The organism is Rahnella inusitata, assembly GCF_965118895.1.
Taxonomy (GTDB): domain Bacteria; phylum Pseudomonadota; class Gammaproteobacteria; order Enterobacterales; family Enterobacteriaceae; genus Rahnella; species Rahnella inusitata_A.
On record NZ_CBCPJJ010000001.1, the window covers coordinates 124507 to 149265 of the forward strand.

At 54.6% G+C, this 24759-nt stretch carries 21 protein-coding genes and 1 riboswitch; of the genes, 7 read left to right on the forward strand and 14 right to left on the reverse strand.

All coding sequences use genetic code 11. From position 1 onward, the window contains the following. Window positions 1–41: 41 nt before the first annotated feature. Window positions 42–656, reverse strand: a complete 615-nt coding sequence (locus ACMHLI_RS00550) for a LysE family translocator (protein ID WP_413527797.1) — start codon at window positions 654–656, stop codon at window positions 42–44. Window positions 657–761: 105 nt separating this feature from the next. Between ACMHLI_RS00550 and ACMHLI_RS00555 the strand changes: the two genes are divergently transcribed. The 3 genes from ACMHLI_RS00555 to folA all read left to right on the forward strand — a co-directional run bounded on the left by ACMHLI_RS00555 (window position 762) and on the right by folA (window position 2648). Next, entirely contained in the window at window positions 762–1571 is an 810-nt protein-coding gene (locus tag ACMHLI_RS00555; RefSeq protein WP_413527798.1) for a threonine/serine ThrE exporter family protein, read from the forward strand. Next, complete coding sequence (locus tag ACMHLI_RS00560; protein WP_413527799.1) at window positions 1568–2032, forward strand: threonine/serine exporter; 465 nt, start codon at window positions 1568–1570, stop codon at window positions 2030–2032. The genes ACMHLI_RS00555 and ACMHLI_RS00560 overlap by 4 nt, the downstream gene beginning before the upstream one ends. A gap of 130 nt (window positions 2033–2162) precedes the next feature. Continuing rightward, window positions 2163–2648 (forward strand): type 3 dihydrofolate reductase, encoded by a 486-nt coding sequence (gene folA, locus ACMHLI_RS00565; RefSeq protein ID WP_112168225.1) that lies wholly within the window; start codon window positions 2163–2165, stop codon window positions 2646–2648. Between the two features lie 73 nt (window positions 2649–2721). Here folA and apaH read toward each other — a convergent pair whose 3' ends face one another. The 6 genes from apaH to lptD all read right to left on the reverse strand — a co-directional run bounded on the left by apaH (window position 2722) and on the right by lptD (window position 9547). Further along, window positions 2722–3576 (reverse strand): bis(5'-nucleosyl)-tetraphosphatase (symmetrical) ApaH, encoded by an 855-nt coding sequence (gene apaH / locus ACMHLI_RS00570; protein WP_413527800.1) that lies wholly within the window; start codon window positions 3574–3576, stop codon window positions 2722–2724. 6 nt (window positions 3577–3582) lie between these two features. Next, window positions 3583–3960 (reverse strand): Co2+/Mg2+ efflux protein ApaG, encoded by a 378-nt coding sequence (apaG, locus tag ACMHLI_RS00575; RefSeq protein ID WP_112168227.1) that lies wholly within the window; start codon window positions 3958–3960, stop codon window positions 3583–3585. A gap of 4 nt (window positions 3961–3964) precedes the next feature. After that, complete coding sequence (rsmA, locus tag ACMHLI_RS00580) at window positions 3965–4792, reverse strand: 16S rRNA (adenine(1518)-N(6)/adenine(1519)-N(6))-dimethyltransferase RsmA (RefSeq protein ID WP_056776854.1); 828 nt, start codon at window positions 4790–4792, stop codon at window positions 3965–3967. A 5-nt stretch (window positions 4793–4797) separates the two neighbouring features. Beyond that, complete coding sequence (gene pdxA, locus ACMHLI_RS00585) at window positions 4798–5820, reverse strand: 4-hydroxythreonine-4-phosphate dehydrogenase PdxA (RefSeq protein ID WP_413527801.1); 1023 nt, start codon at window positions 5818–5820, stop codon at window positions 4798–4800. Next, on the reverse strand, window positions 5810–7105 hold the full coding sequence (gene surA / locus ACMHLI_RS00590; protein WP_413527802.1) for a peptidylprolyl isomerase SurA: 1296 nt from the start codon (window positions 7103–7105) through the stop codon (window positions 5810–5812). Before surA ends, pdxA begins: the two co-directional genes overlap by 11 nt. A 66-nt stretch (window positions 7106–7171) precedes the next feature. Further along, a complete protein-coding gene (gene lptD, locus ACMHLI_RS00595; RefSeq protein WP_413527803.1) occupies window positions 7172–9547 on the reverse strand; it encodes an LPS assembly protein LptD in 2376 nt (791 codons plus the stop codon). A gap of 181 nt (window positions 9548–9728) precedes the next feature. Between lptD and djlA the strand changes: the two genes are divergently transcribed. After that, a complete protein-coding gene (gene djlA, locus ACMHLI_RS00600; RefSeq protein ID WP_413527804.1) occupies window positions 9729–10550 on the forward strand; it encodes a co-chaperone DjlA in 822 nt (273 codons plus the stop codon). Between the two features lie 77 nt (window positions 10551–10627). Here the strand turns inward: djlA and rluA are convergent, their stop codons facing one another. The 3 genes from rluA to ACMHLI_RS00615 all read right to left on the reverse strand — a co-directional run bounded on the left by rluA (window position 10628) and on the right by ACMHLI_RS00615 (window position 16925). After that, window positions 10628–11329, reverse strand: coding sequence for a bifunctional tRNA pseudouridine(32) synthase/23S rRNA pseudouridine(746) synthase RluA (gene rluA, locus ACMHLI_RS00605; RefSeq protein ID WP_413527805.1), 702 nt, complete (start codon window positions 11327–11329; stop codon window positions 10628–10630). Between the two features lie 69 nt (window positions 11330–11398). Continuing rightward, window positions 11399–14296 carry an RNA polymerase-associated protein RapA gene (gene rapA, locus ACMHLI_RS00610; protein ID WP_413527806.1) on the reverse strand — a complete coding sequence of 966 codons (2898 nt, stop codon included), beginning with the start codon at window positions 14294–14296 and terminating at the stop codon, window positions 11399–11401. Between the two features lie 223 nt (window positions 14297–14519). Next, entirely contained in the window at window positions 14520–16925 is a 2406-nt protein-coding gene (locus ACMHLI_RS00615; RefSeq protein WP_413527960.1) for a DNA polymerase II, read from the reverse strand. Window positions 16926–17163: 238 nt separating this feature from the next. On the opposite strand from ACMHLI_RS00615, the gene ACMHLI_RS00620 reads away from it, so the two are divergent. Continuing rightward, window positions 17164–17931: a DedA family protein gene (locus ACMHLI_RS00620; protein ID WP_413527807.1), complete on the forward strand. Its 768-nt coding sequence runs from the start codon at window positions 17164–17166 to the stop codon at window positions 17929–17931. Here ACMHLI_RS00620 and thiQ read toward each other — a convergent pair. The 4 genes from thiQ to sgrR all read right to left on the reverse strand — a co-directional run bounded on the left by thiQ (window position 17921) and on the right by sgrR (window position 23058). Then, on the reverse strand, window positions 17921–18628 hold the full coding sequence (gene thiQ, locus ACMHLI_RS00625; protein WP_413527808.1) for a thiamine ABC transporter ATP-binding protein ThiQ: 708 nt from the start codon (window positions 18626–18628) through the stop codon (window positions 17921–17923). The genes ACMHLI_RS00620 and thiQ overlap by 11 nt on opposite strands. Beyond that, window positions 18612–20222, reverse strand: a complete 1611-nt coding sequence (gene thiP, locus ACMHLI_RS00630) for a thiamine/thiamine pyrophosphate ABC transporter permease ThiP (protein WP_413527809.1) — start codon at window positions 20220–20222, stop codon at window positions 18612–18614. Before thiP ends, thiQ begins: the two co-directional genes overlap by 17 nt. Continuing rightward, the gene (thiB, locus tag ACMHLI_RS00635; RefSeq protein ID WP_413527810.1) at window positions 20198–21181 is read right to left on the reverse strand and encodes a thiamine ABC transporter substrate binding subunit; all 984 of its coding nucleotides are present in this window, start codon (window positions 21179–21181) and stop codon (window positions 20198–20200) included. The genes thiP and thiB overlap by 25 nt, the downstream gene beginning before the upstream one ends. Window positions 21182–21224: 43 nt before the next feature. Next, a riboswitch (TPP riboswitch) is annotated at window positions 21225–21353 on the reverse strand. A gap of 40 nt (window positions 21354–21393) precedes the next feature. After that, complete coding sequence (sgrR, locus tag ACMHLI_RS00640) at window positions 21394–23058, reverse strand: HTH-type transcriptional regulator SgrR (RefSeq protein ID WP_413527811.1); 1665 nt, start codon at window positions 23056–23058, stop codon at window positions 21394–21396. Window positions 23059–23160: 102 nt separating this feature from the next. On the opposite strand from sgrR, the gene sgrT reads away from it, so the two are divergent. Both sgrT and ACMHLI_RS00650 read left to right on the forward strand, forming a co-directional pair. Further along, on the forward strand, window positions 23161–23361 hold the full coding sequence (gene sgrT, locus ACMHLI_RS00645) for a glucose uptake inhibitor SgrT (RefSeq protein WP_413527812.1): 201 nt from the start codon (window positions 23161–23163) through the stop codon (window positions 23359–23361). A gap of 178 nt (window positions 23362–23539) precedes the next feature. Continuing rightward, on the forward strand, window positions 23540–24703 hold the full coding sequence (locus tag ACMHLI_RS00650; RefSeq protein WP_413527813.1) for an MFS transporter: 1164 nt from the start codon (window positions 23540–23542) through the stop codon (window positions 24701–24703). The last annotated feature ends 56 nt before the right edge of the window (window positions 24704–24759 follow it).

A 24759-nucleotide genomic window follows, 5' to 3' on the forward strand; every position in this document is an offset into this window, starting at 1 on the left:
CGGTGCCTGAAATGCACCGGCTTTTTCATGGCTGTAGGTTATCAGCTGAGTGCAACTTTGATGCCTAAACCAATCAACACACCGCCCAGCAGTTTATCGATAATCTTCTGCGCTTTCGCCAGACCGCGACGCACCGGTGCGCTCTGAATGAGCAGAGCCAGTGAAGGCCACCAGACAGTGGAAAGGCCAACGATGATCGAGGCATACCAGAGTTTCTCGCCGATGCTGGAGTCTATCTGCAAGACCTGGGTAAACATCGCCAGGAAAAACAGCGTCGCCTTCGGATTTAGCAAGTTGCACAAATATCCCTGCACAAACGCCGTGCGCAGTTTCACCTGCTGCGGTTCCAGTCCGTCAAGATTCATCTTGCTGTTGCTGCGTGAAAACAGTGCCTGAATACCCACCCAAATCAGATAAGCCGCCCCGACGTATTTCAGCAAATCAAACAGCCACGGCGTGGTGGTGATAACGACAGCCAGACCTGCGACGCAGTAAGACATATGCGTGATCACGCCACAAATCACCCCGAGCGATGTCATCAGTGCCGCAACGCGAGGGTAGCGAGCCGCATTTTTGATCACCAGAAAGAAATCTGGGCCGGGGGAGAGCATGCCGAGGAAGGCGATACTGGCAACAAAAAGGGAGGTTTCAAGCATGAAAGTAACCGTCGTCAATGTTCAGAACAAAATATGGCCGCATGATACGTCAATCTTCACTTCGGCGTATCACACTTATTGGCTTTTTTTACGGGCGGTAACGGTATGCAAGACCCTGTCGTTGAATATCAGGAACGTGAAAGTCCGCAGGCACATTATCAGCGTGAAATTACCCGGCTGTGTATCGAATGTGCCTTGCTGCTGTTACAGCACGGTGCCGAAAGTATGCTGGTGGAGCAACTGCCCGCGCGGCTAGGTATTGCGTTGCGCATGGAACGGGTGGAAAGCTCTATTTCCGCTAATGCCGTGGTGCTCAGCACGCTGTGCGGCGGCTATTGCCTGACCTCGACGCGTAAAAATGTCGATCGAGGGATCAACATGCAGGTAGTGACTGAAGTACAGCATACGGTGATTCTGGCTGAGCATAAGCTGCTCGATAGCGCGCTGGTGGCGAAACGCCTGAGCCATATAAAGCCGCTGCGCTATCCCCGTGGGGTGATGATCCTGATGGTGGCGCTGTCCTGCGGTTGCTTTAGCAAACTCAACGGTGGCGGCTGGGATGCGTTCAGCGTGACATTTTTAGCCAGCGGCGTGGCGATGGCGGTACGCCAGACGCTGACCATCCGCCACATGAATCCGCTGATCAACTTCTGCTGCACCGCTTTTGTCGCAACGTCGATTTCAGGTTTACTCATGCGTCTCGACTTTTTTCATCTGACGTCGAACGTGGCGATGGCCGCCAGCGTGTTGCTGCTGGTGCCCGGTTTTCCACTGATTAATGCGGTGGCAGACATGTTCAAAGGCCACGTGAATACCGGACTGGCGCGCTGGGCGATGGCCAGTCTGCTGACGCTGGCGACCTGCATCGGCGTAGTAATGGCCATGGCGTTATGGGGATTACGGGGGTGGTCATGAGTCTTTTGTGGGCACTGATTCAGGATATGTTACTGGCCGCCGTACCGGCGCTGGGTTTTGCGATGGTGTTCAATGTCCCGCCTCGGGCGTTGCGCTACTGTGCGCTGCTCGGCGCGCTGGGGCACGGCTCCCGTATGCTGATGATGCACGGCGGGATAAACATTGAGTGGGCTTCTTTGCTGGCGGCTATACTGATTGGCATCATAGGGATCCGCTGGTCGCGATGGCTGCTGGCGCATCCTAAAGTTTTCACGGTGGCGGCCGTTATCCCCATGTTCCCCGGCATTTCTGCGTATACGGCGATGATTTCGATGGTGGAGATTTCGCACCTTGGCTACAGCGAGGCGCTGATGTCTACGATGGTCACCAATTTCCTGAAGGCCAGTTTTATCGTCGGGGCATTATCGATTGGATTATCTTTGCCGGGGCTGTGGCTGTATCGCAAACGTCCCGGTGTGTAAGTCTGTTAAGAGTACGCTTATATCTTTGTAAAGCGTGAGTCTCCCTATCGACGGCTGATAGGGCTTTCCGTATAGTGGCAGCTCTTTTTTCGGGTCACGGTTTTATTCCTTTTCTACACAGGGTTTCACAATGATTATTAGCCTGATCGCCGCACTGGCGACCGATCGCGTTATTGGCATGGAAAACGCTATGCCTTGGCATTTACCCGGTGATCTGGCCTGGTTTAAGCGTAATACGCTCAATAAACCCGTCATCATGGGTCGCAAAACGTTTGAGTCGATAGGGCGCCCTTTACCTGGCCGACTGAATATTGTCATCAGCTCTAAACCTGGCGAGCACGAAGGCGTGACCTGGGTGACGTCTGTTGATGCAGCTCTGGCCGCGGCCGGTGGTGTGGAAGAAGTGATGGTGATGGGCGGAGGCCGTGTGTATGAGCAGTTCCTGCCGAAGGCCAACCGCTTATATCTCACTCATATCGATGCCGAAGTGGAAGGGGACACGCATTTCCCTGACTACGAGCCAGATGACTGGGAAAGTACCTTCAGTGAATTCCACGACGCTGACGAGCAGAACTCACACGGCTACTGCTTCGAGATCCTTGACCGCCGCGCCTGATTTAAGAGCGGCACTCAGCAAAAAGGCACCTCTTTGAAGGTGCCTTTTGTTTTTAAGCGCAGTAAGAGCCTGATTATTCGGCTTTTTGAACGACGGCTTTCTCTTTTTCAGGACGGCGATGTGAAGGTTCGGTGAAATAGGTTTTGTCTTCCCAACGCAGCATCGTCATATCACCGCCCCAGCAGCAACCTGTGTCCAGCGCATAAATTCCTTCCGGCGCACCTTTGCCTTCCAGCGAAGCCCAGTGGCCGAATGCAATACTGTATCCGGCTTCCTGCAACGGCCCCGGAATATTAAACCAAGGCTTGAGCGGCTTAGGCGCGTTTTCAGGCGTGTCCTTGCAGATCATATCCAGCTGGCCGTTCGGGAAGCAGTAACGCATACGGGTAAACGCATTGGTGCTAAAACGCAGACGCGCCAGACCCGTGAGTTCCGGATGCCAGTTGTTCGGCATATCGCCGTACATCGCGTCGAGGAACAGCGGATAAGTGTCGCTGCGCAGAACGGCTTCCACTTCACGCGCACACATCTGTGCGGTCTCCAGATCCCACTGCGGAGTAATGCCGGCGTGGGCCATCACCAGTTTCAGCTCTTCATCCACCTGCAGAACCGGCTGACGTCGCAACCAGTTGATCAACTCATCGGCGTCTTCGGCCTCAAGCAGCGGCGTAATACGGTCTTTCGGTTTGTTAAAGCTGATGCCCGCAAAAACCGCCAGCAAATGCAGATCGTGGTTACCGAGCACCATGCGTACAGAATCGCCCAGACCACTGACAAAACGCAGAACTTCGAGGGATGACGGGCCACGGGCGACTAAATCGCCAGTCAGCCAGAGACAATCATTTTGCGGATTAAAATCCACCTGCGCCAATAGCGCCTTGAGTTCATCGATGCAGCCGTGAACATCACCAATAAGGTATGTCGACATAGGGGATTAATTTATCAGTGTAGGGATGGCGAGGCGGAAGACCGGGACAGGCACACGGAAGATTTCACCGTCTTGTGCGACCATTTCATAATGGCCTTCCATGGTACCAAGTGGCGTCTCTAAAACAGCGCCGCTGGTGTAGTGAAATTCACTGCCGGGCAGGATCAATGGCTGTTCGCCAATAACCCCTTCGCCCTGTACTTCCGTTTGCTGACCGTTACTGTTGGTGATCAGCCAGTAACGGCGCAGGAGCTGCACATTAAAACGCCCCAGATTGCGGATGGTGATGGTGTAAGCGAAGACGAAACGCTCTTCTTCCGGTATCGACTGAGACTCAATGTAGACACTTTGCACCTGAACACAAACGCGGGGCGAATTAAGCATATCGCTACTCCTGAGGTTCTGTTGTTTTCGGTCGGGTAGATAACCAGTTAGCCAGTTTACAGAATTGCTCAACAGAAATATTTTCAGCACGCATCGACAGATCCAGACCCAAGGCGCTCATCTGTTCTGGTGTGAACAAGTGACCCAGGCTGTTACGGATTGTCTTGCGACGCTGGTTAAACGCATCGGTTGTCAGACGACTCAGAATGCGGATATCTGAAACCGGATACGGGATCACGTCGTGTGGAATCAAACGCACGACGGCGGAATCGACTTTTGGTGCCGGTGTGAAGGATTCTGGCGGAACTTCCAGAACCGGGATCACGTTACAGTAATACTGTGCCATAACGGTTAAACGACCATACGCCTTGCTGTTCGGCCCTGCAACCAGACGGTTTACCACTTCCTTTTGCAACATGAAGTGCATGTCTTTGATGGCATTAGTATAGGTGAACAGATGGAACATCAGCGGGGTAGAGATGTTATACGGCAGGTTGCCGAAGACGCGCAGCGGCTGGCCGAGTTCTTCTGACAGTTCCGCGAAATTGATTTTCATGGCATCAGACTGAATGACGCGTAATTTGCCCTGAAACTTAGGATTGCTCTCCAGACGTGCGGCCAAATCTCGGTCAATTTCGATAACCGTCATGCTGTCCAGACGTGAAGCGACAGGTGCCGTCAACGCTGCCAGACCGGGCCCGATTTCGACCACCGCTTGCCCTGGCATTGGGTGAATAGCCGACACGATGCTATCAATCACAAATTGATCGGTTAAAAAGTTCTGGCCGAAACGTTTACGGGCAAAGTGCCCCTGGTGGACTCTACTATTCATTGTTTTTATTTATCAGTTTGTTGTGGATCAAAAGTATTGATTGCCATACGAATGGCGAGATTTATTGCTGTCCTGAAACTGCCCGCATCGGCGGTGCCGGTGGCGGCGAGTTCAAGCGCGGTACCGTGATCAACCGAGGTCCGGATAAAAGGCAGGCCAAGCGTGATATTCACTGCGCGGCCGAATCCCTGATATTTTAGCACCGGAAGGCCCTGATCGTGATACATGGATAAAACAGCATCTGCGTGTTGTAAATATTTCGGCTGGAAAAGGGTATCTGCGGGCAGCGGACCGATGAGATTCATTCCCTGCTGGCGCAGTTCCTCCAGTGCAGGAATGATCGTGTCGATCTCTTCGTGCCCCATATGACCGCCTTCTCCGGCATGCGGATTCAAGCCGCACACGTAAATATGCGGTTCACCGATGCCGAATTTGGTTTTCAGGTCATGATGAAGAATGGTGATCACTTCATGCAGGCTTTGACGTGTAATGGCACCCGGCACGGCCAGCAAAGGTAAATGCGTGGTCGCCAGTGCGACGCGCAGTTCCTCCGTCGCCAGCATCATCACCACACGATCACAGTGGCTGCGATCGGCAAAGAATTCGGTATGACCGATAAACGGAATGCCAGCATCATTGATGATGCTCTTTTGCACCGGGCCGGTGATCAGCGCAGCAAATTCGCCACTGATTGCGCCGTCACAGGCTCTGGCGAGCGTTTCCACCACGTATGCGCTGTTCGCGACGTCAAGCCTGCCCGCTGTTACTGGCGCGGCGGTTTTCACCGGTAATACGGTCAACGTACCTGCAGCCTGAGGCTTTGCAGGGCGCCCCTGTTCATAGTCGCGTAACTGAATCGTCAGACCCAGTATCTCTGCACGCTCAAGCAGCAGGGCCGGATCGGCACATACCACCAACTCAACAGGCCATGCCTGCTGAGCCAGCGCCAGTACCAGATCCGGCCCAACCCCGGCAGGCTCGCCGGGGGTGATGACTACAGATTTTGTCACGGAAGTATTATTTACCATTACCATCCATAATTTTCACATACGCTTCAGCACGTTGTTCCTGCATCCACGTCTGTGCTTCTTCCGCAAACTTACGGTTGAACAGCATGCGGTAAGCGCGTTCTTTCTGTGCAGCATCGGTTTTATCGACCTGACGGGTATCGAGCAGTTCGATGAGATGCCAGCCAAAAGCAGAGTGCACTGGTGCGCTCATCTGGCCTTTTTTCAGGTTCATCAGCGCATCGCGGAACGCCGGATCATACATGTCCGGAGACGCCCATCCTAAGTCACCACCCTGAAGGGCAGAACCCGGATCCTGAGAAATTTGTTTAGCTTCGTCAGCAAACGTCGCTTTACCGCTCTTAATATCAGCAGCAACTTCTTCCAGTTTCGCCTTAGCCTGTGCGTCGGTCATCACGACAGAAGGTTTCAGCAGGATGTGACGTGCATGCACTTCGGTGACGGAGACCGTTTTGTTATCACCACGGATATCGTTCACTTTCAGAATATGAAAACCCACACCTGAACGGATTGGACCGATAATCTGGCCTTTCTGTGCGGTACTGAGCGCCTGAGCAAACAGGGAAGGAAGTTCCTGCAATTTGCCCCAGCCCATGTTGCCGCCTTTCAACGCCTGTGAGTCAGCTGAATAAGTGATAGCCAGTTTGCCGAAATCAGCACCATTGTTCAGATCGGCGACAATTTTCTTCGCCTGTTCTTCTGCAGCATCAACCTGATCCTGCGACGGATTTTCTGGCAGTGACAACAGGATGTGGCTGAGATTGAACTCAGCGCTGCCGCCATTTTGTGCCGCAACCTGTTTGGACAGCTGATCCACTTCCTGAGGCAGGATAGTGACGCGACGACGGACTTCGCCGTTACGCACTTCGCTTATCAGCATTTCTTTACGGATCTGGGCACGATAAGTGCTGTAATTCAGACCGTCGTACGCCAGACGGCTACGCAACTGATCTACGCTGATGTTGTTCTGCTGAGCAATACCGGCAATAGCTTTATCCACGTCCTGATCGGTCAGCGTGATGCCCATTTTCGACGCCATCTGAAGCTGGATCTGGTCCATGATCAAACGATCAAGGATCTGGTGGCGTAAGGTCGCATCATCAGGCAGCTGTTGTTTAGCCTGACCTGCTTGCTGTTTAACCGATTGCATTAAACTATCGACGTCACTTTGTAACACGACACCGTTGTTCACAACGGCGGCGACTTTATCAACTTCCTGAGGGGCTGCAAACGCAGTGCTGGCACAAAGCGTCACGCCGAGGAGAAGTGTTCTCCAGTTCTTCATACTTTTTCCATTTGTCTAATCCGCAAAGCGGGTTTCAAGTTCACTGAGTTAAACGTGTCGTCTGGCTTAGAAAGCGCGTTGATAAGGCAGTATGCCGGTGGCCAACATTTCTTTCGTTCCAAGGGTTTGATTGTTTCCCAGGCCTCTAAGTTCAATGTTGAAACCAATCTTATTGTCATACTTACTTTCTGACTTAACGGTGTCGTAGTTGGTGATCTTACGTTCGTAGCCGACGTTGATAGCCCAGCAACAGGTATTGTATTGCAGGCCGATTAACTGGTCTGCGGGTTGCTGTGCTTTGGTATCGTAATAGTAAGCACCGACAATCGCCCAGCGATCGGCGATGGGCCAGCTGGCGATACCACCGACCTGAGAAATCCCATCCTGATAGCCTGCATTTTTCACATCAGGCAACGTAGCCTGAATATATTCCGGGCTGGCATAACGGTAGCTCAACTGAACCATTCTTTCTGAGTCAGCTTTGTACTCAAGGACGGCATCACCAACGGCCAGCGAATCCAGACGGGTGTCATACTGCACGCCGCCACGAACACCCCAGAAATTGTTGATTTTGTAGTAGGTATCACCGGCCCAGACCAGGCTACCGGTATCGTCGTTTTTATCCAGTGCGCTGTTCTGGTCGCCGGTACGCGGTGGCTGGAAGTAATAAATCTGACCCGCAGACGCATTGAAGCGTTCTACCAGGCCTTCATCATAAATACGTGTCGTTAAACCACTTGCCACCTGATTAGCTGAAGCAATACGGTCGAGTCCACTGTAGCTCTTATCACGGAACAGGCCGGTGTAGTCGGACTGTAACAGTGTGGAGTCATAGACGTTGATTGAGCTTTGATTACGATAAGGGATGTAAAGATACTGTACACGCGGCTCCAGCGTTTGCGTGTAATCACTGTTCCAGTCCATGTTGCGGTCAAAGACCATTTTGCCGTCGCTTTTAAACTCAGGCATAACACGATTTACCGACGAACGCAGTTTAGTATCCTGATTAGCATCGTAATAATTATCCGAAATAGTCTGCTGATAGTGGGTCGCCATCAGTTTTACTTCATTATCGAGACTTCCCCAGCCGTTGCTCAGCGGCAGGCTGATGGTTGGTTCGATATGAGTACGGACGGCTTCCGGGTTATCCGGGTTTACGCTGGTAAACTTCGCGGCCTGGCCATAAATATGCAGGTCGAAAGGCCCCACATCATTTTTGTAATAATTGACATCTAGCTGTGGCTGGGCACGGTAAGCATTGGTGTTGCCGTAATCGGAGAATACCTGGAACTGTTTACTGGCAAGCGTCGCGTTCCAGTTTTCATTGAAATAGCCGACGCTGAATTTTTGCGTCGCATAGCCGTCTGTACTTGAACCGTATTTCGAATCGAAATCGGTGAAGTAGTACGGGTCGCTAACTTTGGTGTAGTCGACGTTGAAACGCCATACCTGATCGTAAACACCTGAATGCACCCAGTAGTACATCCAGCGCTTAGTCTGATCGCTGATACGGTTTTCATCGCTGACGTACTGGTCATCAATTTTCTTATCATTACCGAGGTAGTCAAACTCCATCAAACCTGCACCGGCGACGGTCAGATAGCGGAATTCGTTCTGCAATTGCAGACCACGGTTACTCATATAGTTTGGCGTGATGGTGGCATCGTAGTTAGGCGCAATGTTCCAGTAGAAAGGAACGGTGGCACCGAAACCGTTATTGCTGCTGTATTTCGCGTTCGGGATAAGGAAACCAGAACGGCGGCGGTCGCCGATAGGCAACTGCATATACGGGCTGTAGAACACCGGCACCGGGCCGATGTGGAAGCGCGCATTCCAGATTTCTGCCACTTCCTCCTGGCGATCCTGAATCACTTCAGAACCTACAACGCTCCAGCTGTTATCGCCAGGCAGACAGGTGGTGAACGTGCCGTTGTCCATGATGGTGTAGCGGTTATTATCACGCTGCTTCATCTTGTCGGCGTCACCCCGTCCCTGACGGCCTACCATCTGGTACGTTCCGTCCTGAACATCGGTATCTTTGGTGGTCAGGTTCGCAAAGCCCTTTGGTCCGTTCAGCTTGATTTGGTTATCGCTATAACGCACGTTGCCGGTCGCTGTGGCGGTACGGGTCGGTGTGGGCTGATTAGGATTAGCGATTTGATTGAGCTGAACCTGATCGGCATCCAGCGTACTGTTGCCCTGTACGACGTTAACGTTTCCGCTAAACAGTGCATTATCAGGGTAGTTGCCGGTTGCCTTATCGGCATTGATGGTCACAGGCAGTGAGTTAGGATCACCCTGCACCAGAGGTTTGTCATAGGTCGGAACGCCGAGCATACATTGTGCAGCAAGGTCGGCCATTGCGCCGTGACTGTACAATGCCGACCAGATTGTGGCGGCCAGCATTGTGGGTAAGCGTGTATTCAGACGTCTGTTTTTCATACGTAAAATGGTGTTCCGTCATCAGAGGCATCATGCCGGCAAACGGTCAGAGACTATCTCACTCATCATGGTTGCGCTAGTGTTAAATCCCACCTGTTACGTTGCCGCCGTTAGGCACAACGATAAATGCCGGTTATGATAAAGCAATTTTTAAGCGACGGCATGGCGAATTGAGGAGTATATGCAGTATTGGGGAAAACTGCTCGGACTTATCCTTGGCTATATGTCAGGGACAGGCTTCTGGGGGATTGTATCAGGGTTGTTGATTGGACATATGTTTGACACCGCGCGCGCTGCAAAACGCCGCGGTTATTTCACCGATCAACAGACACGTCAAACCATCTTCTTCCGCACCACATTTGAGGTGATGGGGAATCTGACTAAATCGAAAGGCAGGGTTACTGAGGCCGATATCCAGATAGCCAGCCTCTATATGGAACGTATGCAGTTACACGGCGAGCAGCGCAATGCCGCGCAGCGCGCCTTTCGCGACGGTAAAGAATCCAATTATCCGTTGCGGGAGAAAATGCGGGAATTACGCAGTGCGTGTTTTGGTCGTTTCGACCTGATACGGACTTTTCTGGAAATTCAAATCCAGGCTGCTTATGCCGATGGTTCGTTGCACCCCAATGAACGGGAAGTGCTGTATGTGATCGCCGAAGAGCTCGGTATTTCGCGCATGCAGTTCGATCAGTTCCTGCGCATGATGGAAGGCGGTCAGCAGTTCGGCGGCAGTCAGCAGGGCGGCCGGTCTTACGGTGGTGGTTATCAGCAGGCACAACAAGGCCCGACGCTGGCCGATGCCTGCAAAGTCCTGGGCGTGAAGGCTACAGACGATGCAACCACCATCAAGCGTGCTTACCGTAAGCTGATGAGCGAACACCATCCGGATAAACTGGTGGCGAAGGGGTTACCGCCAGAAATGATGGAAATGGCGAAGGAAAAGGCGCAGTCGATTCAGGCGGCGTATGACCTTATCAAGCGTGAGAAAGGGTTTAAGTAGGATTTTCTGACCGGAACGTAATGCAAAAAGGCGCTGAATTCAGCGCCTTTTTTACATTCAGGGACTGAATTCTTCCCTTAAAAATCCGGTTCGCAGTTAAACACCAGTGGCGCATCAGTAATCGGATGATAAAAAGACAGCTCCTGCGCGTGCAGTTGCAGGCGGGGGGAGGCGGCCAGTGCGTCGGGATGCGCATAGAACTTATCACCGAGGATAGGATGCCCGAGTGCAAGCAGATGAACGCGCAGCTGATGCGAACGCCCGGTGATCGGCCGCAGTTTGACGCGTGTTGTACCGTCATCATCCCACGACATCACTTCGTATTGCGTCAGCGCCTTTTTGCCAGTCTCGTGACACACCTTTTGCTTCGGTCTGTTCGGATAATCGCAGATCAGCGGCAAATCAATGATGCCGTAATCGTCTTCCATCCTTCCCCAGACGCGCGCGATGTACACTTTTTTGGTTTCGCGTTCCCGGAACTGGCGCTTGAGCTCGCGCTCGGCGTCTTTGGTCAGCGCGACGACAATCACGCCGCTGGTCGACATATCCAGACGATGCACAGATTCCGCGACCGGAAACGCCTGCTGAATGCGGGTCATCAGGCTGTCCTGATGCTCTGCTAATTTCCCCGGCACGGACAGCAGACCGCTTGGCTTATTAACCACCATGATGTGTTCATCCTGAAAAATCACCTGCAACCAGGGATCGGTCGGTGGATTGTAGTTTTCCAGCGGCCGGGTGTTCGAAGGGACAGGGATGTTCGGTTGATGTTCGCTCATAGCGGTTTCAGTCTGTGTCAGCGTTAAAAGGAGAAAAGAGGGATGCAGGCCGGCTGCATCCCGTCAGGCTTACTGGTGGCTGACCACCACCAGGCGGATCGCATCCAGACGCCAGCTGGCATCGTTCAGGTTCGCCAGCACTTGCTTACGGTTAGAGTCTACCGCGTCCAGCTCATCATCACGAATGTTCGGGTTCACTTCTTTCAGCGCTTTCAGTCGGGCGAGTTCCTGCGTCAGTTGCTCGTCGGCTTCTACTTTAGCGGCTTCAATCAGTACACGCGCCTGCTCGGCAATCTGCGGTTCAGCCTGTTGCAGCATGGTATGTACATCCTGCTGCACGGCATTCACCAGCTTGCTGGAGTTATGACGGTTGATGGCGTTCAGCTGGCGGTTAAAGCTTTCAAACTCGACCTGAGCCGCCAGATTGGTGCCTTTACTGTCCATCAACATGCGAACCGGCGTCGGCGGCAGGAAGCGGGTCAGCTGCAGGTGTTTCGGTGCCTGACATTCCACCACGTAAATTAGCTCCGCCAGCATAGTGCCCACCGGCAGCGCTTTGTTTTTCAGGATCGAAACCGCACAGCTGCCGGTATCACCGGAGAGGATCAGATCCAAACCGTTGCGCACGATCGGATGTTCCCAGCTGATGAACTGCGCATCTTCGCGCGACAACGCCTGTTCGCGATCGAACGTCACGGTGCAGCCATCTTCCGGCAGACCCGGGAAATCAGGCACCAGCATATGATCGGAAGGTGTCAGTACGATCAGGTTATCGCTGCGATCTTCCTGATTGATGCCGACGATATCGAACAGATTTAGCGCGAAGTTAACCAGATTTACGTCGTTATCCTGCTCGCCGATTTCCTGCGCCAGCTGCTGCGCACGTTCACCGCCGTTGGAATGCATCTCCAGCAGACGGTCACGGCCATTTTCCAGCTTCTCTTTCAGCGCATCGTGCTCAGCGCGGCATTCGAGGATAAATGCATCCAGTCCCCCCTGCTCGGCAGGTGTGGCGAGGAAAGCTATCAGCTGTTCATAAGCGCTGTCATAAATGGTGCGGCCGGTCGGGCAAGTATGCTCGAACGCATCCAGACCTTCGTGGAACCAGCGAACCAGCACCGACTGCGCGGTCTGCTCGAGGTAAGGCACCATAATGTCGATGTTGTTTTGCTGGCCGATACGATCCAGACGTCCGATACGCTGTTCCAGCAGATCCGGGTTGAACGGCAGATCGAACATCACCATTTTGCTGGCAAACTGGAAGTTACGGCCTTCTGAGCCGATTTCAGAACACAGCAGAACCTGCGCGCCATCTTCCTGAGAAGCGAAGTACGCGGCGGCGCGGTCACGTTCAATGATCGACAAACCTTCATGGAACACAGCGGCGCGGATCGCTTCACGCTCACGCAGAACCTGCTCCAGTTGCAGCGCGGTGGCGGCTTTGGCACAGATAACCAGCACTTTCTCGTCGCGGTTGGCGGTCAGATAGCCGAGCAGCCATTCCACGCGCGGGTCGAAGTTCCACCACGTCGCGTTCTCGCCTTCAAATTCCTGATAAATCTGCTCCGGATACAGCATGTCGTGCGCACGCGCTTCGGCGGATTTTTTCGCGCCCATGATGCCCGAGACTTTAATTGCGGTCTGATACTGCGTCGGCAGCGGCAGTTTCACCGCGTGCAGATGACGATCCGGGAAGCCTTTCACGCCGTTACGGGTGTTACGGAACAGCACGCGGCTGGTGCCGTGACGGTCCATCAGCATGGAGACCAGCTGTTTGGCAGCAGCCTCGTCGCCCTGATTGGCGGCGGTCAGCAGAGCATCGGTATCGGCATTGCCGACGCTTTCACCCAGTAGCGCCAGCGCTTGTGGCGTCAGCGGTTCTTTATTGAGCAGCAGCGTGACGGCATCGGCGACCGGCTGATACTGCTGCTGTTCCTCGATGAATTCTTCGTAATCGTGGAAACGATCCGGATCGAGTAAACGCAGGCGCGCAAAGTGGCTCTCTTGCCCGAGCTGTTCCGGCGTTGCGGTCAGCAACAGCACGCTTGGTATTTGTTGGGAAAGCTGTTCAATCACCTGATATTCGCGGCTTGGGGCGTCTTCGCTCCAGACCAGATGGTGCGCTTCATCGACCACCAGCATGTCCCACGATGCGTCGGACAGCTGCTCCAGACGAGATTTGTTGCGGCGTACGAAGTCCAGCGAGCAGATAACCAGCTGTTCGGTTTCAAACGGGTTGGTCGCTTCGTGAACAGATTCCGCGTAGCGATCGTCATCAAACAGGGAGAAGCGCAGGTTGAAGCGGCGCAGCATCTCGACCAGCCACTGGTGTTGCAGCGTTTCCGGCACCACGATCAGCACGCGTTCGGCGCGGCCTGACAGCAGTTGCTGATGGATTATCATCCCCGCTTCGATGGTTTTACCCAGACCCACTTCATCGGCCAGTAAAACACGCGGCGCATGACGCTGACCGACTTCATAAGCGATGTGTAACTGATGCGGGATCAGGCTGGCGCGCATGCCGCGCAGGCCGCCGAACTCCAGACGAAACTGTTCGCGCTGATATTTGCGGGCACGAAAGCGCAGGGCGAAACGATCCATGCGGTCGATCTGGCCGGCGAAGAGGCGATCCTGCGGCTTGCTGAAGGTCAGTTTGCTGTCGAGCAGCACTTCGCGCATGGCGACGCCGGTTTCTTCGGTATCAAGGCGGGTGCCGATATAGGTCAACAGACCTTTATCTTCAATGACTTCTTCGACTTGCAGCTGCCAGCCTTCGTGGCAGCTGATGGTATCACCGGTATTGAACATCACGCGGGTGATCGGGGAATCATTTCGGGCATACAAACGGTTTTCACCGGTGGCGGGGAAAAGCAAAGTCACCATGCGCACATCTATTGCAACCACGGTGCCTAATCCTAATTCGCTTTCCGTATCGCTTATCCAGCGTTGACCCAATGTAAACGGCATAATCTCTCTCTGTGTTGTGTGTTCCAGATGTGGCAACTGCGACGTCAACTGCGCAATGCTTGCTATGCCTCTGATAACGCGCGGGCAATAGTCTTCTTTCCCCGCAAGAATGCGCGGAGTGTTTCACTGTGTGAGGATGATTCAGAAATGGGAAAGGGCGCTATGGTAATGGAAGGTAAGCGATTCGTCACCTGCGAATCACCGGACCTGCGCCAACTTTTGTTTAAAACAGTCCCATCTGACCTGTTATAAGTGTAGCAAAATCGTCGTGCAGGAAAGGCAAAATGCCGTCAGCGACCGGCTCCAGCTGGCGTTCAATGTAGTGATCATAATCGATAGGAGAAAGGCGGTTCTCCAGCGGTTCCGGCCCGGAGGTGGTCATCACATAGCTTATCCAGCCGCCGTTCTGGTACTGCTTCGCCCGCCCGTGCAGCGCGTTGTATTCGTCGGCTAACCGCGCCGCGCGAACGTGCGGCGGCACGTTTTTCTCATAGTCGCTGAGCTTACGGCGCAGGCGTTTGCGATAGACCAGTTTATCATCAAACTCACCATTCAGCGTGCTGGCCACGTAGTCACGGACATAATCCTGATAAGGCTGACGGTGGAAAATCCGCTGATAGAGTTCCTGCTGAAAGAGCTGCGCGAGCGGTGTCCAGTCTGTGCGCACGGTTTCCAGACCTTTATAGACGATGTGCTCGCCGTCGGCGTCTTTCACCAGCCCGGCGTAGCGTTTTTTACTGCCCGTTTCCGAACCGCGAATGGTCGGCATCAGAAAGCGCTGGTAGTGTGTTTCAAACTCCAGTTCCAGCGCGCTTTCCAGCCCGTATTGCTGCTGTAAATGATCTTTCCACCAGATATTTACCCGTTCAACCAGATGACGTCCAATCACGTCGGCCTCTTCCTGACTGTGCGCTTTATTCAGCCAGACGAAGGTGGAATCGGTGTCGCCGTAAATCACCTGATAGCCTTCGGCCTCAATCAGTTCGCGGGTCTGACGCATGATATCGTGGCCGCGCAGCGTAATTGATGATGCCAGACGCGGATCAAAGAACCGGCAACCGCTCGACCCGAGCACGCCGTAAAAGGCATTCATGATGATCTTCAGCGCCTGAGACAGCGGTTTATTTTTCTGCTGTTTAGCGGCTTCACGCCCCTGCCAGATCTGACGGACGATCTCCGGCAGGCAATGCTTTTCGCGCGAGAATCGCGCGTTGCGGTAGCCAGGCACCGAGTGTTCATCGTCTGGTTGCGCCAGCCCGGCGACCAGCCCGACCGGGTCGATCAGGAAGGTGCGGATAATCGACGGGTACAGGCTTTTATAATCGAGCACCAGCACCGAGTCGTACAAACCGGGGCGCGAATCCATCACAAATCCGCCGGGGCTCATTTCGCCCTCCAGCTCGCCCAGATTGGGCGCGACATAACCGGCGCGGTGCATCCGTGGTAAATAAAGATGAGTGAATGCTGCCACCGAACCGCCGCTGCGATCGACCGCCAGACCGGTGACTGAGGCACGTTCGAGCAGGAACGGCATCAGCTCCGTTTTAGCAAAAATGCGGGTGACCAGTTCGCAGTCTTTCAGGTTGTAGCGGGCCAGCGCAGGTTTATCTTCACGAAATCGCTGTTCGATTTCCGCCAGCCGCTGATAAGGGCTGTCGCTGGATTTCCCCTCGCCCAGCAAACTTTGCGACACGAATTCGAGGCTAAATGAATTGAAGTTCCAGAATGCGGACTTCAGGGCTTCGATGCCGTCGATGATCAGCCGTCCGGCGGCGGCGGCAAAAAAGTGCCCCTGTTTGAAACCATGCTCACGCCATTCCAGCTCGCCGCCGTCGCGACCAAACCGCAACGGGATCTTGTAACGCTCCGCGTGTTTTTGCAGTACGCGCAGATCAAACTGCACCACGTTCCAGCCGATGATGGCGTCCGGATCGTACCGTTCCAGCCATTCATTTAGCTTTTGCAGCAGCTGCGGGCGGCTGTCGACGTATTCCAGATGAAAATCGAACTGACTTTCCGGGTCACCGTTTGGCGGCCCGAGCATATAGACGTGGCGCTGCCCGCAGCCTTCCAGCCCGATGCAGTAGAGCTCGCCGTTACCGCTGGTTTCGATATCCAGCGAACAGAGCTTCATCGGCGGGCGGTAGCCTTCGGCAGGCTTCATTTTTGTATCGAGCAGCAGATTGCCCGGCCCCGGTTTCCCGCTGAACCAGACCGGCGCGGTGATATAACGCTCCATCAGAAAACGTTCCGGCGGGCGGATATCTGCTTCATAAACCTGAACGCCGGCCTCTTTCAGCAGCTTTTCGATACGCATCAGCTGGCGATGCTGCGGGCAATACAGGCCGAGAACGGGCCGCGAATGGAAATCCTGCATCGGCAATGCGCGCAAGCTGATATTTTTTTCATCGGCCAGAATTCGTTCGGCCTGAGCCTTTTGTTCCGCCGGAATAAACGCCACGGACTCCTGCAACGGCAGGCGAACTTTTTGCGCCCCCTCGTCCGTCGCCAGCCACAATTCCACCTCGGTACCACGCTGTGTGTCGCGCCAGTGGCGGGTTAGCACAAAACCCTGACGCGGTGCGGCATCAGCGGGGGCAGAAGAGGAACGTGCGGTTGGGGAGTTAATAAGCGCCTCGAAACGACAGGGGGAAACAGAAGATCACTAAAAACAGAGTATGGTTATTTATACAGTCTTTGTCCATGACTTAGGGCTCAGCCAAATACGCATACAATTACGCGGTTGACTGTAAAAGTTCATGCGCTGACAATTCAGCCGCTTAATGTTTTGACTACAATGAGAATGCAAAAAACTCACATTTGTCTCATTTATCTGCGCAATTCGCGTAACTGAATACTGGGAATTTATGGAAGCCTATCTACAACATCTGGTCGCTCAGTCGGTGGGCTTTGCTTTAATTATCGTCGCTGTCGTGGCATTTTTCGAATCGCTGGCGTTGGTCGGGCTGATCCTGCCCGGCACGGTGATGATGGCCACGCTCGGAACGCTGATCGGCAGCGGTCAGGTCGGCCTGTACGAAGCCTGGCTGGCGGCCGGACTCGGCTGTTTCCTCGGCGACTGGGCATCTTATTTTATCGGACGTGGATTCAAAGAACCGCTGCACCGCTGGCGTTTCCTTCAGCGCTATCAGTCCTTACTGGATAAAACCGGTTACGCCCTCGATCGCCACAGTTTTGCCACGGTGATTTTAGGACGCTTTATCGGCCCGACGCGCCCGCTGGTGCCGCTGGTCGCCGGTATGCTTAATCTGCCGCCGTATAAGTTTGCGCCGCCGAATATTGTCGGCTGTATCACCTGGCCGCCGGTGTATTTCCTGCCGGGGATCCTGGCGGGTGTCGCCATCGACATCCCCGCCAGCCATAACAGCGGCGTATTCAAATGGATGCTGTTTATCAGTGTGATGCTGATCTGGCTCACTGCCTGGCTGGCGTGGCGCTGGTTCCGCGCCGGTAAGGGCTCGCCGGACATGATGACCAAATGGTTGCCGCTGACGCGATTAAAAGTGGTGTGCGTGCTGAGCGTGGTGGCGACGGTGGTCAGCATTGTGATGCTCAGCAAGCAGCCGATGATGCCGGTTTACGGCCATCTGTTGTGGAAAGTGATCACCCGCTGATCGGGCTGATGCCTAACACTTTGGCTTCCGGCGCGCTGCCGTCCACCAGCGCCTGCGTCGGCCCGTCGTAGAAAATTCTGCCATCGACCACCAGCAGCGTGCGCGGAGCAATCCGCGCCGCGTCATCCAAATTATGCGACACCATCAGCAGCGTCAGATTACGCTGCCCGCAGACCTTATCCAGTAAGTTCAGCATTTCACTGCGCAGCGCCGGATCGAGCGCCGAGAAAGGTTCGTCGAGCAGCAAAATTGGCTGGCTGCGCAACAGACAGCGCGCCAGCGCCACCCGCTGCCGCTGACCGCCGGAAAGCTGCGACGGCAGACGATCCAGACAATCGCTCAGCCCGACCTGTCGGGCAATCTCCTCCAAATCCCGCTTTTGCTGCGCGCTGAGTTTTAGCCCCGGATGTAACCCCAGCCCCATGTTCTGACGCACGGTCAGATGCGAGAACAGATTGTTCTCCTGAAACAGCATCGACACCGGACGTCTGGCCGGCGGTGTCACGCTGTGATCGTCGCCGTTGAGCAAGATCTGTCCGCTCACTGGCGCGAGAAAACCGGCAACCAGGCTCAGCATGGTACTTTTCCCCGCACCGCTCGGGCCGAGGATTGCCACGCGTTCGCCCGAGCCGATGCGTAAATCAAAGCGCATCGGCAGATGCTCGTACAGATAAGTCAGTTTATTCAGCGTCAGCATGGCGGCCCGGCAGTTTCTCGATCAGGGTAAATAACAGGAAGCACAGCAGCAGTAATAACAGTGCGGTTACCGCGCCGTCCTGACTGCGGTAGGAACCGATCTGCTGATACAAATAAAACGGCAGCGTGCGAAAATTCTCGTTGCCGAACAATGCGATCACGCCGAAATCCCCCAGTGACAGCACGCAGGCAAACGCCAGCGCCTGGGCAATAGGGCGTTTCAGCGCACCCAGTTCCACCCGGCGCAGCCGCTGCCAGCCGTGCATATTCAGCGAAAGGCATAGCGGGTTGTAGCGTTCGGCCACGTCGCGCATTGGGTTATCCAGCACTTTTAACGCATAAGGCACCGCCATCAGCGCATTGGTGAGGATCACCAGCGGCCAGGGCGATTGCGGTAAACCGGTCGTATCGCCGAGCAGCAGGAAAAATCCGGTCGCCAGCACGATGCCCGGCATCGCGAGGATCAGCATACCGCTGAGATCCATCGTCTGTGCCCAGCCGTTAAGCTTGCGCAAACGCAGTTCGCGGCTGCTCCACAGCAACATCATGGTCAGCAGTACACAAAGCAATCCGCTGCCCAGTGCAATCCGCACTGACGTCCACAACGCCTGCCAGAGCGCGGCCTGTTGCAGAACGCTGACGGCGGCGCGATTCACACCATCAAAAATGACTGCCAGCAGCGGCGGCAGGATCAGCAGCAGGGCAAGGCCGATCAGCACGCCGTCGGCGAGGCGGCGCGGCAGGGAATCATCAGGATTACGCCAGCGCTGAGCGTGCGTTTGTCCGACCGGCAGCGCCTGACTGAGTTTCTGGCTCAGCAACACCAGCGCCAGACAGCAGAACAGCTGGATCAGCGCCAGCGTGGCGGCCCGTCCTAAATCGTAGTCATAACTGAGCGCCTGATAAATAGCCAGTTCAATAGTGGTCGCCTGCGGCCCTCCGCCGAGAGACAGCACGGTGGCGAAGCTGGCAAAGCACAGCATGAAGATCAGCGCCGCGGCAGGGAAAATCTGGCGGCGCAGGGCGGGCCATTCGACAAAGCGGAACTGCTGCCACGCGTTCATTCCCAGTTGCGCAGCGAGCTGGCGTTGTTCGACGGCGATATTCTCCAGCGCCTGCAACAACAGGCGGGTGGCGAGCGGCAGATTGAAGAAAATATGCGCCAGCAAGATGCCCTGTAAGCCGTAGGGTGAAAAATGATAATCCACACCGAGCCAGCCGCACAGCTGCGCCAGCCAGCCTTGTCTGCCGTAGACGCTGAGAATACCAAACACGGCCACCAGCACCGGCAGCACCAGCGTCATGGCACATAAACGAAGTAGTAACTGACGGCCGGGAAAACGACGGCGGAACAGCGCCCGCGCCAGCAAAATCGCGGGCAGCACCGAGCAGAGCGCCGAAAGCAGCGCCTGCCAGAAGGTAAAACGGATCACATGCCAGAGATAGGGATCCTGCCAGAGCGAGGCGCCACTCATCTGCGGCGCATGACGCCACAGAGAGCCAAGTGCCAGCGCAGCCACCAGCAACATCGCCAGCGAGGCCACCGCGCCTGGCCACAGCCAGCGCGGGATCAACGGCTGACGGCGTTCTGCCATGCCTGGATCCATTCTGTGCGGTGAGTAGCGACATCCTGCGCGCTGTATTGCAGGGATTTCGCCGGCACCTTCAGTTGATTAAAGGCGTCAGGCAGCGGTGTGGCGATCACCGGATACATCCAGTTACCGGTCGGGATCACTTTCTGGAAATCGTCGGTAGTGACGAATTTCATAAACTGTTCAGCCAGCTTCGGTTGCTTGCTGTTTGCCAGCTGGCCCGCCACTTCCACCTGCATGTAATGACCTTCGGTGAAATTGGCCGCCGCGTAGTTATCCTTCTTCTCTTCGACAATGTGATAGGCCGGAGAGGTGGTGTAACTCAGTACCAGATCGCTTTCACCCTTGAGGAATAAGCCGTAGGCCTCGCTCCAGCCTTTAGTGACGGTGACGGTTTTCTTCGCCAGCTTCTGCCATTCTTGCGGCGCTTTATCGCCATAGACTTTTTGCATCCACAGCATCAGGCCCAGACCCGGCGTGCTGGTGCGCGGATCTTCGTAGATCACTTTCCAGTTCTGATCGCTGTTGATCAGCTCATCAAGACTTTTCGGCGGATTTTTTAGTTTGTTTTTGTCGTAGACGAACGCGAAATAGCCATAGTCGTAAGGCACGAATGTACTGTTATCCCAGCCGCCGGGTACGGTCAGTTTGGCATCGGTTTTCGGTGCCTGGGCGAAAAGCCCCGTTTGCTCTGCGGCCTGTAGCAGATTGTTATCCAGACCGAGCACCACGTCCGCTTTGCTATTTTTGCCTTCCATCCGCAGACGGTTGAGCAACGACACACCGTCTTCCAGCGCGACGTATTTCAGTTCGCAGCCGCATTGGGCTTCAAAGGCTTTTTTGATAGCAGGGCCGGGGCCCCAGTCGGCAGAAAATGAGTCGTAGGTATAAACCGTCAGGACCGGTTTGGCCGCGAAGGCCGGGGCAGACAGTAACAGCAGGCAGGGCAGTAATTTTTTCAACTTTGCGCTCCAAAAAAATAAAGGGGCAAAGGATTTTGAGTGAGCGAGGCACAGTCTCAAATCCCTCCGCCGGTATCAACCGGATCAGGTTCGACGGGTCTAAATCTCAGCCAAGCTTGCTCACGGCGTTTACATCGCTGCTTTAACAAGTTGGGCACCCCGTTGAGAACGGATGTCATTCTAGAGATTAACGCGGCAATGCGATAGTCCGATTAACTGTCAGGGGGCGCAAACCAGGCGGATTTAAAGTCGAACCAGCCAAGGGTGTTCATGCGCACGCCGCGCATACTGCGTTGCCCTTGCAGAACTAACCAGTGATGGAACAGCGGATGAATGTGATGGCTGCCGACCTGTTTCTGGCTCCATTCGGCCATGGAGAATTTGCCCGCGTGCCATAACGCGGCGTCCTCGCTCATGTCATTGCTAAAACAGTGCGCGGCTAACGGCAGCTCGAAGAAGGTCGCGAACAGAGAGAATTCCAGCGGCAGGGTGAAGTTGGCGCTGCCGAGCCACACATCGCTTTTCACCTCGCCCCGATGCCAGACGGCGTAATCCACAATCTGAATAATCAGTTCGATACCTTCCGCCGCCAGCAGCGGACGCAGTGCGTTACAGATCGCGTGATGCTCCGAATGCTCGCTGTAAAACGTCAGCGTAATGTGTGTCAGACCCTGCGGTTTTATCGGGCGCGCCTGCGAATCTTTATGATGCCAGCGTGGCAACAGGCCGTAGGCCGGCGACCAGTAGCGCTGGTAAATCGGTTCTGCGGCGTTAAGTAATGCAATCGGGCTGAGCAGTTCGCAGAGCCATTCGCGGATGTCATCCTGCTGGCCGACCGGCGAACGCTGATCGAACAGCAAGAAATAGCAGCCTTCCTCCAGACGGCTTTCCAGCTCGCTTTTACCGGATTCATCTGCCTGTAACTGCACGCCGGAATGGACCAGATCTTCAGTCAGCTCCGGGAGTACCCAGATATTCACTTCATCTATCAGCGCGCGGAAACCGAAATACTCGTCAAACGCGCGGATACGCAGCTGCGTTTTCTGATTGCGCACCACGGCGTAAGGGCCGGTGCCGACCGGATGGCGGGCAAAGTTGGGCAGCGACTGCCATTCTTGCGGCAGGATCATGGCGTGAACGTTGCCAAACAGCCACGGCAGCCAGCGGTCGGGAGTCAGCAGATAGATATCGATCACATTGGGTGTGGGCGAGGAAACTGACGCGAGATTGCTAAATAACCGGTGATTCTGTTGCAGGCGGGTAAATGTGGCGATGATATCCGCCATCTCCAGTTCACGGCCATGATGGAAATGGATCGCCGGACGCAGATAAAACCGCCAGTGGAGCGGTGTGATTTCCTGCCAGTGGTGGGCCAGATCGGCTTCTACTTCCCCTTTTTCCTCATTTATGCGCGTCAGACCGCTGAAGATTTGCCGGGCGATGTGTGTTTCAGAACGGCGCAACATGGTGCCGGGCAACAGGTTAAACAGCGGACGATAATACAGCACGCGTAGAATGTGTTTGCCCTGACGGAAGCTGCGGCCTAACTGTGACAGCAGCATCTGGCGCACCTGCGTTTTATCCCCCACCAGTTGCACCAGTTGTTCTATTTTATCTTGCTCGAGAAGCTCTTCGGCGCGCTGCTGCTGGAGCGCCAGCCCGGTATAAAGAAAGGTCAGTCTGGAGCGTTTGCCGCGTCCGGCTTCGGCATTCCACGTCAGCCAGCCCAGTTCCTGCATGGCGCTAAGCAACGAACGCATGTGCCGCCGTGAGCAGCTCAGGATCCCGGACAGCGCCTGCAAGGTCGTTTCGGTTTCTTCGCCGTGACAGGACTGCCACAACCGGATGAACTGTTGTTGTAAGCGCGGTGAGATCATAAAAGAGGAACTCCATGGACGATCTTCATCAATTTATCTTTCCTCATATTACTCCGATACTGTTTCTCAACGAAAGCCTGTTGTGAACACCCGGAGGTCATCATGAAATGCACTTTGAATGCCCGTTTTTATCAGCGTTATTTCTCCGCTATCAGCAGCGCTGCCATTCAACGCAATGCGGCAAAAAATCATGCTGACTGGCTATCCTGGGTGCCGGTGGATTACCGGATGGATATTCTTTCGAGGCTGACCCAGTGGGATATGGAGTCGCTGAGTGAGGAGCAATATCGTCAGCGGATCTGACCTTCTGCCCGCAGGCACGACCAAATTCGATTTTCTGAGTAATGGTGTAATTTCACCAGCCAGTGGGGTAACTCACTGGTTTTTTTATATCCATTTTTCAGAACCGCTCGAAACCCCTTAAAACTTAGCTACACTGGGGGTCTTGTTTGTAAGACATTCATTTCTCAGGGACGACGTCATGCCGAAACCTCGTATTAATGCCATTTATGTCACCTTTCTGGTGGTGTCCTTGCTGTGTGGTATTGCTGGCGCGTTACAGGCGCCGACGCTCAGCCTGTTTCTGACCAATGAAGTGAAAGTTCGCCCGTTGTGGGTCGGTTTCTTTTATACCGTCAACGCTATCGCGGGGATTGCGATCAGTTTTCTGCTGGCGAACCGTTCAGATAACAAAGGCGACCGCCGTAAGCTGCTGATCTTCTGCTGCCTGATGGCCATCGGGAACAGTCTGGTGTTTGCCTTCAGCCGCGACTATCTGGTGCTGATCACCGTCGGTGTATTGCTGGCGGCGATCGGTAATGCCTCAATGCCGCAGCTGTTTGCGCTGGCGCGTGAACATGCGGATCGTTCGTCGAGCGAAGTGGTGATGTTCAGCTCGATGATGCGTGCGATGCTCTCGCTGGCGTGGGTTCTCGGCCCGCCGCTTTCTTTCATGCTCGCGCTTAATTACGGGTTTACGCCGATGTACCTGAGCGCCGCCGCGGTGTTTGTCGGCAGTATCCTGATGATTGTCTTTTTCCTGCCGTCTGTGCCGCGCGTTGAGCAGCCGGTGGATGAAAAAGTGGTGCCGGTCAGCGCGTGGCGCAATAAAGATGTGCGTTTGCTGTTCTTCGCATCCTTACTGATGTGGACCTGCAATATCATGTACGTGATTGATATGCCGCTTTATATCACCAGCGATCTGGGCTTGCCGGAAGGGCTGGCGGGCTTGCTGATGGGGACGGCGGCAGGGCTGGAAATTCCGGCGATGTTGCTCGCGGGTTATCTGGTCAAACGTACCGGTAAACGCAAGCTGATGTTATATGCGGTGGCGAGCGGGGTAGTTTTCTACGCCGGACTGGTTTTGTTCCAGTTCAAAGCCGCGCTGATGATCCTGCAGCTGTTTAACGCGATTTTCATCGGCATTGTGGCGGGTATCGGGATGCTCTATTTTCAGGATCTGATGCCGGGTCGTGCGGGTTCAGCGACGACGTTGTTCACCAACAGCATTTCCACTGGCGTTATCTGCGCGGGTTTATTGCAGGGCTTTATCGTCGAAAGCTTCGGGCATTATCCGGTGTACTGGGTAGCGACCGCGCTGGCGATTATCGCACTAGGCCTGATGTATAAAGTCAAAGACGTCTGAATGAGATGAAAAGAAAAACCCGCGAAAGTCGCGGGTTTTTTTTGCTGCCGGGCGCA